The organism is Thauera sedimentorum (genome assembly GCF_014489115.1).
In the GTDB taxonomy this organism is placed as follows: Bacteria; Pseudomonadota; Gammaproteobacteria; order Burkholderiales; family Rhodocyclaceae; genus Pseudothauera; species Pseudothauera sedimentorum.
In genome coordinates this window covers 227,272-241,259 of record NZ_JACTAH010000001.1, presented here as the reverse complement: position 1 = coordinate 241,259, position 13,988 = coordinate 227,272, and the positions used below count along the sequence as shown (strand labels likewise).

At 63.8% G+C, this 13,988-nt stretch carries 14 protein-coding genes; 10 read left to right on the top strand and 4 right to left on the bottom strand.

Features of this window, described 5'->3' with window-relative positions; translation table 11 throughout:
- The first annotated feature begins 65 nt into the window (after positions 1-65).
- The 9 genes from IAI53_RS01095 (at position 66) to IAI53_RS01055 (ending at position 9,035) form a co-directional block, all read left to right on the top strand.
- Entirely contained in the window at positions 66-908 is an 843-nt protein-coding gene (locus IAI53_RS01095; RefSeq protein ID WP_222948131.1) for an HprK-related kinase A, read from the top strand.
- Entirely contained in the window at positions 905-1,987 is a 1,083-nt protein-coding gene (locus IAI53_RS01090; RefSeq protein WP_187716325.1) for a nucleotidyltransferase domain-containing protein, read from the top strand. Before IAI53_RS01095 ends, IAI53_RS01090 begins: the two co-directional genes overlap by 4 nt.
- A 134-nt stretch (positions 1,988-2,121) precedes the next feature.
- Positions 2,122-2,616: a GspH/FimT family pseudopilin gene (locus IAI53_RS01085; protein WP_187717903.1), complete on the top strand. Its 495-nt coding sequence runs from the start codon at positions 2,122-2,124 to the stop codon at positions 2,614-2,616.
- 42 nt (positions 2,617-2,658) lie between these two features.
- Complete coding sequence (gene pilV, locus IAI53_RS18755) at positions 2,659-3,153, top strand: type IV pilus modification protein PilV (protein ID WP_187716324.1); 495 nt, start codon at positions 2,659-2,661, stop codon at positions 3,151-3,153.
- Positions 3,153-4,166 (top strand): PilW family protein, encoded by a 1,014-nt coding sequence (locus IAI53_RS01075; protein ID WP_349771875.1) that lies wholly within the window; start codon positions 3,153-3,155, stop codon positions 4,164-4,166. Before pilV ends, IAI53_RS01075 begins: the two co-directional genes overlap by 1 nt.
- 33 nt (positions 4,167-4,199) lie before the next feature.
- A complete protein-coding gene (locus IAI53_RS01070) occupies positions 4,200-4,718 on the top strand; it encodes a pilus assembly PilX family protein (protein ID WP_187716322.1) in 519 nt (172 codons plus the stop codon).
- A 57-nt stretch (positions 4,719-4,775) separates the two neighbouring features.
- Complete coding sequence (locus IAI53_RS01065; RefSeq protein WP_187716321.1) at positions 4,776-8,237, top strand: pilus assembly protein; 3,462 nt, start codon at positions 4,776-4,778, stop codon at positions 8,235-8,237.
- Positions 8,238-8,262: 25 nt separating this feature from the next.
- A complete protein-coding gene (locus IAI53_RS01060; protein WP_187716320.1) occupies positions 8,263-8,613 on the top strand; it encodes a hypothetical protein in 351 nt (116 codons plus the stop codon).
- 2 nt (positions 8,614-8,615) lie between these two features.
- On the top strand, positions 8,616-9,035 hold the full coding sequence (locus IAI53_RS01055; protein ID WP_187716319.1) for a type IV pilin protein: 420 nt from the start codon (positions 8,616-8,618) through the stop codon (positions 9,033-9,035).
- 91 nt (positions 9,036-9,126) lie between these two features.
- Here IAI53_RS01055 and grxD read toward each other — a convergent pair whose 3' ends face one another.
- The 4 genes from grxD to hemA all read right to left on the bottom strand — a co-directional run bounded on the left by grxD (position 9,127) and on the right by hemA (position 12,788).
- The gene (gene grxD, locus IAI53_RS01050; RefSeq protein WP_187716318.1) at positions 9,127-9,450 is read right to left on the bottom strand and encodes a Grx4 family monothiol glutaredoxin; all 324 of its coding nucleotides are present in this window, start codon (positions 9,448-9,450) and stop codon (positions 9,127-9,129) included.
- A 98-nt stretch (positions 9,451-9,548) separates the two neighbouring features.
- Complete coding sequence (gene prmC / locus IAI53_RS01045; protein ID WP_187716317.1) at positions 9,549-10,394, bottom strand: peptide chain release factor N(5)-glutamine methyltransferase; 846 nt, start codon at positions 10,392-10,394, stop codon at positions 9,549-9,551.
- A gap of 1 nt (position 10,395) precedes the next feature.
- Positions 10,396-11,475, bottom strand: a complete 1,080-nt coding sequence (gene prfA, locus IAI53_RS01040; protein WP_187716316.1) for a peptide chain release factor 1 — start codon at positions 11,473-11,475, stop codon at positions 10,396-10,398.
- A gap of 59 nt (positions 11,476-11,534) precedes the next feature.
- Positions 11,535-12,788 (bottom strand): glutamyl-tRNA reductase, encoded by a 1,254-nt coding sequence (hemA, locus tag IAI53_RS01035; protein ID WP_187716315.1) that lies wholly within the window; start codon positions 12,786-12,788, stop codon positions 11,535-11,537.
- A gap of 271 nt (positions 12,789-13,059) precedes the next feature.
- Between hemA and IAI53_RS01030 the strand changes: the two genes are divergently transcribed.
- Positions 13,060-13,938: a class I SAM-dependent methyltransferase gene (locus IAI53_RS01030; protein ID WP_187716314.1), complete on the top strand. Its 879-nt coding sequence runs from the start codon at positions 13,060-13,062 to the stop codon at positions 13,936-13,938.
- Positions 13,939-13,988 lie beyond the last annotated feature (50 nt).

The following is a 13,988-nucleotide window of genomic DNA, read 5'->3' as shown; positions in this document are numbered from 1 at the left end:
CTGTGCCACTTGGCACCCTGCCTCGCGAAACCCTCGCGCGCTGGCTCGCGCAAGGGCGCCTCGGATTGCGCACCGGCCCCTTCACCTTCCGCATTGCCAGCAAGGAAGCCGTCGTCGCGGACAACCTGCGGCTGCTCTACGCCCATCACCTGGTCATCGACAGCCCGCCCTTCGCCGACTTCCACGTCTCCCTGGAGCGACCGGCCAGCCCGAGGCGCTGGCTGCGTCCGCAGGTCGATTTCAGGCTCGACGGCTACTCGCCCTTTCTGTCGCTACCCGCGCCACAAGCCTTCGCCCTGTTCGAATGGGGCATGAACTGGTGCATCGCCAGCCATGCCCATCAGTATCTGCTGCTGCATGCCGCGGTACTCGCCCGCGGTGACGATGCCGCGCTGCTTCCCGCCCCGCCCGGCGCAGGCAAGAGCACCTTGTGCGCCTACCTCGCCCACCGTGGCTGGCGCCTGCTCTCTGACGAGCTGGCGCTGATCGATCCGGCGAACGGACTGGTCCACGGCCTGGCGCGACCGGTCAATCTCAAGAACGCGGCAATCGACGTGATCCGCGACACCCTGCCGGAAGCCGTGCTCAACACACCGGTGCCGGACACCAAGAAAGGCACGGTAGCCCACCTGGCGCCGCCAGCGAGCGCGGTGGCCGCGGTCGACCGCCCCGCACGGCTGCAATGGATCGTCACACCGCGCTACCTCTCCGGCAGCGCGCTGCACACCGAGCGCATCCCGCGCCCGGAAGCAATGGCCATGCTGATCGACAACGCCTTCAACTACGACGTGCTCGGCGCCACCGCCTTCACCGCGCTTGCCGACCTGATCTCGCGCGCACCGGCAATCGACCTGTGCTACGAGCGGCTTGAAGAGGCACGGGAATGGTTCGGAGCGCTGAAAGCATGAATCGCGACGAGCGGCCTTGGACGCCCGCCGCACTGGCCGGACTGCTGCGCGATCCGCAGCAACTCGCCGCCCTGGACCTGCCGTCGTGGGACATGCTGATCCGGCTTGCCCGGCGCGCAAACGTGTTGGGTCTGCTTGCCACCACGGCCGAGCGGCTGCCGGCCGACGCCCTTCCACCATGCTGCAGGCCGCATATCGCCGCCGGCCGGGCCCTGGCCGCGCGCCAGGCGCGCGCGGTGCGCTGGGAGATCGAATGCCTGCGCAAGGCGCTCGACACCATCGGCGTCCCGCTCGTCCTGCTCAAGGGGGCCGCCTACCTTGCCGCCGATCTCCCCTTCGCTCGCGGACGCTTCTTCTCGGACGTCGACATCCTCGTTCCGCGGAGCCGGATCGACGAGGTGGAAGCCGCCCTGATGCGTCACGGCTGGGCCACCACCCACCACGACGCCTACGACCAGCGCTACTACCGCCAGTGGATGCACGAACTCCCGCCCATGCGCCACATGCGGCGCGGCACGGTGGTGGACGTACACCACCGCATCCTGCCCCTCACCGCCCGCTTCGACCCGGACCCCGCCACCATGCTCGAGCAGGCGGCGCCGGTTCCCGACCTCGACGGCGTGTTCGTGCTCTCCCCTGCAGACATGCTGTTGCATAGTGCGACGCATCTGTATCACGAAGGCGAGCTGCCCAACGGCTATCGCGATTTGCTCGACCTCGACGGATTGTTCCAACATCTTTCAGCTGAACATCCCGCCGCCTTCGCCCAACTGGACGCCCGCGCCGATGTGCTGAATCTGAAGGCGCCGCTCGCGTTCGCACGCCGTCAATGCGCTAGCCTGCTGTATGGTGCCTCATCCAGTCTCGGTCACAAGCCCTCCTCGCTATCCAGCCAACTGACCGACCTGTTGCATGCGCGAGCACTCGTTCCCCATCATGTCGTGCTCGACAGCACGATGGATCCTGTCGCGCGCTGGCTGCTCTATGTACGTGCGCACTGGCTGCGGATGCCCCCACTGCTGCTCGTGCGGCATCTGGTACGTAAGTACCTCACGAACACCAGTAGGCGGCCACCCTGATACAAAGCCTCGACTCCAACCGATCGGACGTAGGTGTCCATCGATTTCACCACCCCTTACCGTTCATCGAACGAGGGTCACCGCCTGTCCATACAAGGTGTCGGACGCCACGCTCTCGGAAGTAGGATCACGACATGAAAAGAGATTCCGGATTCACCCTCATCGAGGTCATGACGGCGCTCGCGATTCTGGCACTTTTGGCCGCCATCGCCGCACCTAGCCTGACTACCACGGTCCAGAATGGCCGGATCGCCTCACAGGCAAACGACCTCTTGGCTGCCTTCGCCAGCGCACGGAACGAAGCGATCCGTCGCGGACTGCCCGTGTCGGTAAGTGCAGGGGTCGCTGGAGGCGGTGCCGGTTACGAAGCTGGGTGGTGTATCCACACCGGTGCGAACTGTGCGGGAGCGGAGATCTTCGTGCATGAGGCGCTCAACCAAAGCGGGATCCAGATTGCAGAATCCGCGACGCAGGTCACCTTTGACCGGCTTGGACAGAAAACGGCTCCCGGGGCCGACTTTGTCATCACCCTCTCCCCCGTCACGTGCCCCGCTGGCGATGAAAGAATACGGCAGATCACCATTCAGGCAACCGGGCGAGGCTCCATTCAGCGACTCAGCTGCCCGTGACCGCACGCTAACACAAGCATATTCGGCAACGAGGTACTCCACGTGAGAATCCAGGGTGTTTCCAAGCAACGCGGCTCAACGCTTCTTGAAGCCTTGGTTGCAATGATCATACTGTCCTTCGGTCTGCTCGGAATGGCGGGCCTTCAAGGTGCGTCGCTTCAGGTCAACCAAAGCGCAATGCAAAGATCGCAGGCGACGATGCTTGGGCACGCAATGCTAGACCGCATTCGACTCGCGGCGGATGCGGGGGATCTCACAGGAACACCTTATGACATTGGAATAGACGCCGCAACCCCCGCGGGAGCAGATCTGTTCAGCACGGACATTCGTACATGGCGCGCTTCGCTGCAGGCAGCACTGGGAGGCGCAGCAACAGGAGGCGTATGCCGGAGCGACGCGGACGGCACCTGTGACAATGCTGGGGACTATCACGCAATCGACATCCGGTGGGCGGATGCCCAGTTCACTGCAGATGGCGGCGGCGGTTCGACAGTGCAGCGCGCCGCTCAGACACTCACGGTTGTCGGGAGGCTCTGATGCGACAGCGCAGCCATCTCACAATGACACCTCGTTCGCAACGCGGCATGACGCTTATCGAAGTCATGATCGGCATGCTGATCGGCATGCTGATTCTTGGCGGAGTGCTCTTCGCGTTTCTGTCAAGTCGGCAGACATACTGGTACAACGACGCCGTGCAAAGGCTGCAGGAGAATGGCCGGATCGCCATCGACATCATGGTCAATGACCTTCATTCATCGGGCTTTGCAGGTTGTCGCCGACTGACCAACCTTGATTCCGACATCCGGGGCCGGGCGCTGCTGCCAGCGGACGTACAGACCGCCGTCGGCAACGACTCGATTACCCGACCGTTCGTTTATGCGGGAGTCGGTGCAGTCGCGAACACCGACAGCTTCAGCGTTCTTGGCGGCGGAGAACCCATTCCGGTCTCGGCAGCGATGGCATCGACATCCGCCAATATCACTCTTGACGGAGCTTTCGCACCTCTGGGCAACCGGCTTGCAGTGAACAATCTGGCGCTGATTACCGACTGTCAGCAAGCGGACGTCTTTACGGTGACAGGCCTTGGCGCCACGACCGTGTCTCACGCAGCGTTCGAGCGCACTTACAACGTAGGCTCGATACTCATTCCGCAGTTTGGCACCTGGATCAACTACTACGTGCGAGAAACGCCGCGTGTCAATCAGGCCGGTCAGCCCGTCCGCGCACTCTACCGTCAGTTCGGTGGCAATGCCGCGCAGGAACTGATCGAAGGTGTCGAGCGCATGCACATTCGGTACGGCATCGGCGACGGGGAAGGTTTCGGCCCTGTGCAGTCATACGTCGCTGCTGCCGCGGTGCCTGACTGGAGGCGCGTGGTTTCCATTCGCGTACAGTTATTGATCGCTACGCCCGAGAACAACGTGCTCACCGAGATACAACCCGCCATTCCATTCGGTGACGAAGGCGCAGCCGACGACTTCGTCCCCGCCGACAGGCGCTTTTATCAGGTTTTCAGCACGTCAATTGCACTACGCAACCGAATCAAGTGATTCGGCTACTCGCCAACAGACTAGGCATTTGAGATGAGCACATCTATGCGAGCCGGCCCCTCGACCCAGCGTGGAGTCGTTCTGATCGTCGGCCTGATCATGCTGCTACTGATGACAATGCTGGGCTTGGCTGCGATGCAAAGCACCAACCAGCAAGAGCGCATGGCAGGCAACATGCGTGATCGGGATCTCGCCTTTCAGGCCGCCGAAGCGGCGCTGCGCGAGGGGGAGGGACTGATCAGCGCCGGCAACGAAGCGACTGCAGGAAACGCGTTCTTTAACGTCCCGCGAACCTACGCACAACTTACGGAAGACGCGAACTGGGATGCCGGCAATACCGATAGCGTGGCCCACCCCGGCTTCAGAACAGCCGAGATCCCCGCTGCAAATCAACCTCGTTTCAAGATCGAACAGCTGCAGGAGGTGGATCGCAGCCTCGATCCGACGAGTCCCGACATCATCGACTACTTTCGTGTCACAGCACGCGCACAGGGTGGGCGGGCGGACACGGTCGTCATTCTCCAAATCACCGAATCGCGTCCAGAAAACTGATTACGGCCTCCCTTCACGCACTGTTTTGCCACGAGTTCAGTACATACGGTGACTGCCATGAACGCACCTTCCTGCCCGGATCTCCGTCTCTGCGCCGCTCCTGCCCGGAGACGCCTGAGCATTGCTCTCTGCGCCGCACTCGGCACGGCACTATCACCGCTCGCCTCCGCGCAACTGGACGTCGCCGACGTTCCTCTCGTGCTCGGCAGAACCCTCGAGCCGAACCTGATGTACATCCACGACGATTCCGGCTCCATGGCGCGTTTTTACATGCCGGACAGCATCTCCAGCTCGAATGCGCGGTCCAAGTCAAGCACCTACAACCGAATCTACTACGACCCTACCGTCACCTATCTGCCACCGCTCGACCATAACGGCAACTCGCTCGGCAATTCCAATTTTACGTCCGCATGGACAGACGGCTACGCTCGCTCGGGTAGCGTCAACCTGTCCAACAACTTCACGCCCAGCTTCGGCGGCGGCACGGGATACAACAATCAGCGCGCATACTATTATCAGTTCGATGAGAACCGCGGAGGGAGTTGCACCGGGACGCTTGAAGAAAAGAAGAACAAGGATAGCTGCTACTACAAGGTGGTCCTGCCCTTCGACGTAGATCAACAGCAGAACTTCGCCAACTGGTACTCTTACTACCGTTCGCGGAATTTCGCTGCTCGTGCCGGCGTCAGCAGAGCGTTTGCGGGCCTGGCGGATGGCATACGAATCGGTTATGGCCGGATCAACAAATCGACCAGTTCGACTCGCGACGGGAAGAGTGTCACGACGATCGAACGAGGCGTACGCAAATTCAGCGGCACAGATCGCGAAGACTTCTTTGACTGGCTGTTCACGACCCCACAGTCCGGGAACACACCCCTACGGCGCGCGCTCGACGCGGCCGGTCGATACTACGAGAACAGTGCTGACCAAGGCCCCTGGAGTACGACGCCAGGCACCACCGGCGGCAACCATCTTTCCTGCCGGAAGAGCTATACGCTGCTGATGTCTGACGGCTACTGGAACGATGCCGCGGCGGCTACATCAGACGCCCGAGAGAACGTCGACAACACCGCGGGCACGACGATCACCGGCTTCCTGAACGACGATACCCCGACCTCGTATACATATACGCCGCAGTCGCCGTTCTCGGACAGCCAGAGCAATACGCTGGCCGACGTCGCGATGTATTACTGGAAGCGTGACTTGTATCCCGACCTTGACAACAAGGTGCCGGTAAGCGTGCGAGACCCGGCGTTCTGGCAGCACATGGCAACGTTTACGGTCGGACTTGGCGTCGAAGGTTCGGTCGACCCAGACGCAGCATTCAATGCCATCTCATCCGGCGCTACCATCAACTGGCCCTCCGTTACCTCGAACACGTCCAGCACCATCAACGACATGCTGCACGCCGCCGTCAATGGCCGCGGAGGCTTCTATCAAGCAAACAATCCCGACGAGTTTTCGACCGCGCTGAGAAACATCCTGGCGGCGATCATTGACGACAACGCCTCGTCCAGTGGGCTTGCTCGCAGTTCATCCCGGGCTGCCGCCGGGACCACGCTCTATGCAGGCAGCTTTGACAGCACCAACTGGACGGGAGAGTTGGAAGCGATCCCTTTCAATCCGATCACCGGTCAGCTGAGCGCCAGTGCGGACTGGGAAGCCGGTGCGCGCCTGGGTCTCATGAGCCCGAGCGCACGTGAGATCGTTACCTGGAGCCCTGATAACTCGGCGGGCCGTGATTTCCTATGGGGGTCGCTCGACCCCCTGCAGCAGACCAACCTGAACGGCGACGCAAGACTGCTCAACTTCCTGCGCGGCGACGCTACATATGAGGGGTCAGACTTCCGGGCTCGCAATTCACGGCTGGGTGACATCGTAAACTCGACGCCCCTGCACGTGGGCAGCGACAGGCAGTCATACGGAAGCGCCTCCGGACTGACTAGCGCCGAACGCACCAGCTATCTCACCCGTCTAAACAGCGCCGCGTTCAAGAACCGCCAGGCGATGGTCTATGTCGGCGCAAACGACGGCATGTTGCATGCCTTTAACGCTGCCACTGGCGACGAGGTCTTTGCGTTTGTCCCGAATGCCATCTTCCCGAACCTGAAGTATCTGGCGGAGAAGGATTACAAGGACGGACACCGCTACTATGTTGACGGCTCTCCGGTTGCAGGGGACGCGTATATCGGCGGCAGCTGGCGGACTGTGCTCGTTGGTTCGACCGGCGCCGGAGGACGCTCCTACTTTGCCCTGAACATCGAGAGCCCGACGACGACCCCGGCAGCCTCCAAGGTGATGTGGGAGTTTACCCACAACGAGCTCGGCCTTTCCATCGGACAAGCCTCCATCGTCAAGACAGAGAGCGGCCAATGGGTTGCCATTTTCGGCAATGGCTATAACAGTAACTCGCATCGGGCACAGTTGTTCGTCGTGGATCTCGCTACCGGGACCTTACTCAAGAGAATCGATACAAGTGTAGGGTCTTCGGCTGTACCAAACGGACTAGCGACCCCGGTGACCATCGATTCGGACCGTAACGGCCTGATCGACCTCGTCTATGCAGGCGATTATCGAGGTAACCTCTGGAAGTTCGACTTCAGTGGCGCAAGTTCCTCCGACTGGAAGGTCGCTTTCCAGACGTCCGGCACCCCGAAACCGCTGTTCAAGGCGGTCGACGGTATCGGGGCAGGCAATGCGCAACCGATCACCGCAAAGCCGGCTGTCGCCCGCCACCCGACCAAGGGTCTCATGGTCTACTTTGGTACAGGCAAGTTTTTCCTGACTGGCGACCAGGGCGATCTTTCCCAGCAGACCTTCTACGGCGTTCAGGATGAGTGCGCTTTGACCACGACTGGCGCCTGCAGCACGATCTCCACCGCGGCAAAAGTACTGCGCGCAGACCTCCTCGAGCAGGAGATCTATCACGAACAAACCGCCTCGTTCGAGAACACCGATACTTCGTTCGACTATACAGAAGGCGTACGGCTGGTCACGAACAACGCGCTGACTACGCAGAAGGGTTTCTATCTCGATCTCGTCTCCCCAGCAAACGGGGCAGAGGGTGAACGCATCATCGCCCAACCAAACCTAGCGTTCGACGGACGGATCGACTTTGCGACTCTGATCCCGAACGAAGACCCGTGCTCCTCGGGCACAAGAAGCTGGTACATGTCGCTCGACGCGGTATCTGGCGCCCGCCACACGTTCACTGTGTTCGATCTGAACCGAGACAAGTTCTTTGATGACAAGGAGTACGTCACCGATCCGAACACCGGAGAGAAGGTGGTTGTCTCGGGCCGCTACCTCGGCCCTGGTACCGGTTTCACCACCACCTTGCACGGAGAAGATGCTGCGAACGTCCTAGGAGGAAAGAGGGACAAGGATCCCAAGTGCAGCCCCGATCATCCGGACTATGACGAGGAATGGGCAAAGAACCCCGAGAATTGCCCGGACGATCCTCCTACCAAGGAAGATGAATCGAGGTGGGGACGCCAGTCTTGGCGGCAACTGAGGTAATCCGCTCAAACGGAGCATTCAGAACATGAAAATCGGCCTAGCTTCAACCGGAAGTCGAGCAGCCCTGTTGCTACTCGCACTTTTAACGACTGGATATGCGCAGGCAGCCCCCCCTGAATACGAGACGTACGTCAAAGTGCAACGCATCGGGATTGGGGCAAATACGATCACTGCAGGAAATCGGACTTACCAGATCAGCAATGAGGCGAGCATATGGATTGACCATGCTGACACACCGTCACCAGTATCCATGCTCAGCCAGCGGATGGTGGGCTGGACGGCCGGACTCAACGCCTACGAATCTGCTGATGGCTGGATCGTCAACAGCATGCACCTCTTTCCCCCAACCGGGGACCAACAGCCGCGGAACCGCTAACCATGCGTAACAAGCTTGCTGGATTTACCTTGATCGAGATGATGATCGTAGTTGTCATCATCGCGGTGCTGGCCGCCATTGCTATCCCGAACTATCAGGACTACTTGGCCCGTTCCCGGCGTGCGGAGTGTCAGACGGTCATGGTCAGCCTAGCCAATGCCCTGGAGCGGCGCTATTCGACGACCAACACGTATCTAGGCGGAGCAGAAATCAATAACTTCCGTTGCCCTGCCGACGGGGGCCCCGCCAATTACAACCTCGCGTTTCAGGCCGGCTCCTTGACTGCCACGACTTTCGTCATTGTTGCGACCCGTGCGGGTGCGCAATCAGGTGACCAGTGCGGTGACCTGACATTGGCCAGCACAGGACTGAAAGGCATCGTCAACGCCGCCGCCGGAAGGACCGCGGCGCAGTGCTGGTAGCCCTGACCCCGTAACTGACTGCCCCGGCGCAACGATAGTTGATCGTCATCTATCGTTCCCGGGGAGCAGTGACTCAGCGATAGTGCTCAGCCTAGCGGACCGCCCCCGCATCCGCCAGCATCTGCTGCAGTTCACCGTTCTCGAACATCTCGCGCATGATGTCCGAACCGCCGACGAATTCGCCGCCGACATAGAGTTGCGGGATGGTCGGCCAGTTGGAGAACTCCTTGATGCCCTGGCGGATGGCGTCGTTCTCCAGCACGTTCACCGCGGCGACCGCGCTCACGCCACAGTGCTTGAGGATCTGCACCGCGGTGGCGGAGAAGCCGCACTGCGGGAACTGGGGGGTGCCCTTCATGTAGAGCACCACCGGGTTGGAGGAAACCTGCTCGCGGATGACGTCCTGGATGTCCATGATCTTCGCTTTGAAAAGTTGAGTGAATCAGTCGGAAAAGTCTAGGGGGCTCGATCCGATCCGTCAATATCACCGGTCAAGGCCGGCGACCTTGGTTGTCAGTGCCGCCCGGACCAGCGTCCGCCAGTGACCCGTTCGATGCCTGCGAGGTCCGCCCAGGAGGTGATGGCGGTGAAGCCGGCGTCGGTCAGCAGGCTGCGCACGGCGGCGGCCTGGTCGTAGCCGTGCTCGAGCATCAGCCAACCGTCGTCGTCGAGGTGGCGCGGCGCCTCGGCGATGATGGTCTTGAGATCGTCCAGGCCGTCAGCGCCAGCGGCGAGCGCGCTGTGCGGCTCGAAGCGCAGGTCGCCTTCGCCCAGGTGCGGATCACCCGCGGCGACATAGGGCGGGTTGGAGACGATGAGCTGGAAGCGTTCGCCGTCGAGCGCATCGAACCAGCTGCCCTGCACGAAAGACACGCTCGCCCCCAGGCGCGCGGCGTTGGCCATGGCCACCCACAGCGCTTCGCGGGAGGCGTCGACCGCGGTGACGTCGGCGGCGTCGAGTTCGCGCGCCAGGGTCACCGCGATGGCGCCGCTGCCGGTGCCCAGGTCCAGCACCCGCGGGCGCGGGCGGTTGCCGAAGTGCGCAAGCGCGAGTTCGATGATCAGTTCGGTTTCCGGGCGGGGGATCAGCACCGCAGGCGACACCAGGAAGCTGCGCCCGAAGAACTCGCGCTCGCCCACCAGGTAGGCGACCGGCTCGCCGGCCCCGCGGCGCTCGACCAGCGCACGATAGGCCGCCCAGTCCTCGTCGGTCAGGCGTTCCTCCGGGTGGGCCACCAGGCGGGCCGGCGGGCACTGCAGGACGTGGCGCAGCAGGATGCGCGCCTCCATCACGCCGACGCGCTCGCGCGCCCAGGCAAGGGCGCCGGCGATGTCGGGGGTGGCGACCAGATCGTCCATCTCAGTCCCCGGCCAGCTCGGCCAGCTGCGCGGCCTGGTGCTCCAGCGTGAGCGCATCGACCAGTTCGTCCAGTTCGCCGTCCATCACCGCGTCCAGCTTGTACAGCGTGAGATTGATGCGGTGGTCGGTGACCCGCCCCTGCGGGAAGTTGTAGGTGCGGATGCGCTCGGAGCGGTCGCCGCTGCCCACCAGGCTCTTGCGGGTGGCGGCCTCCTTGGCTTGCTGCTCGCGCACCTGGACGTCGCGGATGCGCGCGGCCAGCACCGACATGGCCTGCGCGCGGTTCTTGTGCTGCGAACGGTCGTCCTGGCATTCGACCACGATGCCGGTGGGCAGGTGGGTGATGCGCACCGCGGAATCGGTCTTGTTGATGTGCTGGCCGCCGGCGCCGCTGGCGCGGAAGGTGTCGATGCGCAGCTCGGCCGGGTTGATGTTCACCTCGGCCAGTTCGTCGGCTTCCGGCATCACCGCCACGGTGCACGCGGAGGTGTGGATGCGGCCCTGGGTTTCGGTAACCGGCACGCGCTGCACGCGGTGGCCGCCGGATTCGAACTTGAGCTTGGAGTAGGCGCCCGCGCCGCTGATGCGCGCGATGACCTCCTTGTAGCCGCCCAGCTCGGACTCGCTCGCCGACACGATCTCCACCCGCCAGCGCTGGCGCTCGGCGTAACGCGCGTACATGCGCAGCAGGTCGCCGGCGAACAGCGCCGCCTCGTCGCCACCGGTGCCGGCGCGCACCTCCAGGAAGAGGTTGCGCTCGTCGTTGGGGTCGCGCGGCAGCAGGGCGCGCTGCAGGTCACCGTCCAGTTCATCGATGCGCGCCGCGCCCGCCTCGATCTCGGCCTCGGCCAGCTCGCGCATCTCGGGGTCGGCGAGCATCTCGCGCGCGGTACGGCAGTCGGCCTCGGCCTGCAGGTAGTCGCGGTAGAGCGCCACCACCGGCTCGATCTCGGCGCGCTCGCGCGACAGCGCGCGGAAGGCGTTCATGTCGCGCGCGGCGTCCTCGGCCGCGAGTTCACGATCGACTTCGGTCAGGCGCGAGGCCAGGTGTTCGAGTTTGTCTCGGATGCTCTGCTTCATCTGGAATGGGGGCAGCCCAAGCGGGCGTTCGTGTCCGGCGCAGGCCGGCCGCGCCCCGGCTATTCGTCCGGGTGGAGGTTGTACAGGCGCTGCACCAGCCGGCTGGCCTCGGCAAGCTGCTCGCCGTCGGTCTGGTTCAGGTAGCGGGTGGGGCCGTGTACCAGCTTGTTGGTCAGGCCGTGGCTGAGCGCCTCGATCACCTGGCGCGGGTCGTCGCCGCGCGCCAGCAGGCGCAGGGCGCGTTCGAGCTCGGCGTGGCGCAGGCTCTCGGCGTGGGTGCGCAAGGCGCGGATGGTGGGCACCACGTCGCGCGCCTGCATCCAGTGCAGGAAGCCGTCCACCCGGGTGTCGATGATCTCTTCGGCCTCCAGCACCGCCTGCTGGCGGGACTCAAGCCCGGCGTCCACCACCTGGGCGAGATCGTCCACGGTGTACAGGAAGACGTCGTCGAGCTTGCCGACTTCCTGCTCGATGTCGCGCGGCACGGCCAGATCGACCATCACCATCGGGCGGTGGCGGCGCACCTTGACCGCGCGCTCGACCATGCCGAGGCCGACGATGGGCAGCGGTGCGGCCGTACAGGAAACCACCACGTCGAAGCGCGGCAGCGCCTCGCCGATGGCATCCAGGCGCAGGGTCTGGGCGCCAAAGCGCTGGGCGAGTTCGGACGCGCGCGCTTCGGTGCGGTTGGCCACGGTCATCGACTTGGGACGCGCGCCGGCGAAATGGGCGGCACAGAGCTCGATCATCTCGCCCGCACCGATGAACAGCACGTGCTGGTCGTCCACGCGCTCGAAGATGCGTTCGGTGAGGTGCACCGCGGCGGCGGCCATGGAGACGATGTTGGCGCCGATCGCAGTGGTCGAGCGCACCTCCTTGGCCACCGAGAAGGTGTTCTGGAACAGCTTGTGCAGCAGCGTGCCCATGGTGCCGGCGTCTTCGGCACGGCGGGCGGCCTCCTTGACCTGGCCGAGGATCTGCGGCTCGCCCAGCACCATGGAATCGAGCCCGCTGGCCACGCGGAAGACGTGGCGCACCGCCTCGCGCTGCGGGTGGGTGTACAGATAGGGTGAGATCTCGTCCAGCGGCAGCGCATGGAAGCGCGCCAGCCAGTCGGCGGCGTGCTGCGGCTGCTCGGTGGCGAAGTAGACCTCGGTACGGTTACAGGTGGACAGGATCGCGGCTTCCGGCACCGTACGGGCGCGGGTCAGATCCTGCAGGGCCTGTTCCAGACGCTCGGGCCGAAACGCGACCCGCTCGCGGATGGTGAGGGGCGCGGTATGGTGATTCAGACCGAGGGCGTAGAGTTGCATGCGCGGTGCACAGAGACGGACGGCGGGATTATAACACCCGGCATTAGCCGCTAAATTTGAGCAAAATCAGGGGGTTCCGGAAAATCGCCGCGCAAGCGGGAACCAGCCAGCGAAAACCTCAGGGCTCCGAGTATAGCGTACCCGGCCCGGCCTGCCCGCTTGCCGGGCGCGGCCCATGCGCCGCATGCAAGTCGCAGCGCGGGGTACGGCCCACTTGCGTCATAATCGGCATCCTGCAACGGCATCACCACAGCCGCCACGGCACGCCACCATGCCCAGCTTCTCCCTGCTGTTCAACCTCGTCCTCGATCTCGCTTCCCGCCAGCGCCAGGTTCGCGTACCCGAGCCCGAGCTGGTGATGACCGACCCGGACGCCACCCAGGCCTTCATGCGCGCCGGGCGCGAGGACGGCATCCTCGCCTTCACCTACCTCTATCACGCCATCCAGGCCAGCGCGGTGATTCCCGCCGGCGGCCGGGTGCTGGACCTGGGCTGCGGCCCGGCCAACCAGCTTGCGGTGATCGCCCGGCTCAATCCCGACGCGCACTTCACCGGCCTGGACGCCTCGCCCGAAATGCTCGGCCTGGCCGACGACACGCTGCAGCGCTGCCGGCTGCACAACGTGACGCTGCAAGAGGGCGACATGGAGCGGCTCGCCGGCATCGACGACGCATCCCTCGATGCGGTGGTGTCCACCATCACCCTGCACCATCTGCCGGACACGGCCGCCCTGGCGCGCTGCCTGACAGAAGTGCGCCGGGTGCTCAAACCCGGCGGCGGCCTGTATCTGGCCGACTTCGGCCGCCTCAAGCGCGAAGCGACACAGGCCTTCTTCGCCAACGAGCGCAGCGCAGAACAGCCACCGCTGTTCACCGAGGGCTACTACAACTCGCTGCGCGCCGCCTTCAGCGTGGCCGAACTGCGCGAGGCCGCCACCGTGCTGGGCGATGCGGTCCGCATGCATCACACCTTTCTGGTGCCCTTCCTGGTGGCGATCCGCAGCCGCCACCCGCACCGGGTACGCGCCACCACCCAGTCCGCGGCGCGCGAGGTCTATCGGGAACTCGGCGCGGATCAGCAAAGGGACTTCCGCGACATGGTGCGCTTCTTCGCCCATGGCGGCTTCCCGCTCGCCTGCCGCCCCTGGTAGATCGCAACGCCGGCCCTGGCACCCGCGGGCCCTGCCGTACCGGGCGGGCG

What these genes read in the sequence shown, in the direction of transcription:
- IAI53_RS01090 (WP_187716325.1), top strand. Translation starts at nt 905, where the DNA reads ATGAATCGCGACGAGCGGCCTTGGACGCCCGCCGCACTGGCCGGACTG.
- IAI53_RS01085 (WP_187717903.1), top strand. Translation starts at nt 2,122, where the DNA reads ATGAAAAGAGATTCCGGATTCACCCTCATCGAGGTCATGACGGCGCTC.
- IAI53_RS01075 (WP_349771875.1), top strand. Translation starts at nt 3,153, where the DNA reads ATGCGACAGCGCAGCCATCTCACAATGACACCTCGTTCGCAACGCGGC.
- IAI53_RS01070 (WP_187716322.1), top strand. Translation starts at nt 4,200, where the DNA reads ATGAGCACATCTATGCGAGCCGGCCCCTCGACCCAGCGTGGAGTCGTT.
- IAI53_RS01065 (WP_187716321.1), top strand. Translation starts at nt 4,776, where the DNA reads ATGAACGCACCTTCCTGCCCGGATCTCCGTCTCTGCGCCGCTCCTGCC.
- IAI53_RS01060 (WP_187716320.1), top strand. Translation starts at nt 8,263, where the DNA reads ATGAAAATCGGCCTAGCTTCAACCGGAAGTCGAGCAGCCCTGTTGCTA.
- IAI53_RS01055 (WP_187716319.1), top strand. Translation starts at nt 8,616, where the DNA reads ATGCGTAACAAGCTTGCTGGATTTACCTTGATCGAGATGATGATCGTA.
- grxD (WP_187716318.1), bottom strand. Translation starts at nt 9,450, where the DNA reads ATGGACATCCAGGACGTCATCCGCGAGCAGGTTTCCTCCAACCCGGTG.
- prmC (WP_187716317.1), bottom strand. Translation starts at nt 10,394, where the DNA reads ATGGACGATCTGGTCGCCACCCCCGACATCGCCGGCGCCCTTGCCTGG.
- prfA (WP_187716316.1), bottom strand. Translation starts at nt 11,475, where the DNA reads ATGAAGCAGAGCATCCGAGACAAACTCGAACACCTGGCCTCGCGCCTG.
- hemA (WP_187716315.1), bottom strand. Translation starts at nt 12,788, where the DNA reads ATGCAACTCTACGCCCTCGGTCTGAATCACCATACCGCGCCCCTCACC.
- IAI53_RS01030 (WP_187716314.1), top strand. Translation starts at nt 13,060, where the DNA reads ATGCCCAGCTTCTCCCTGCTGTTCAACCTCGTCCTCGATCTCGCTTCC.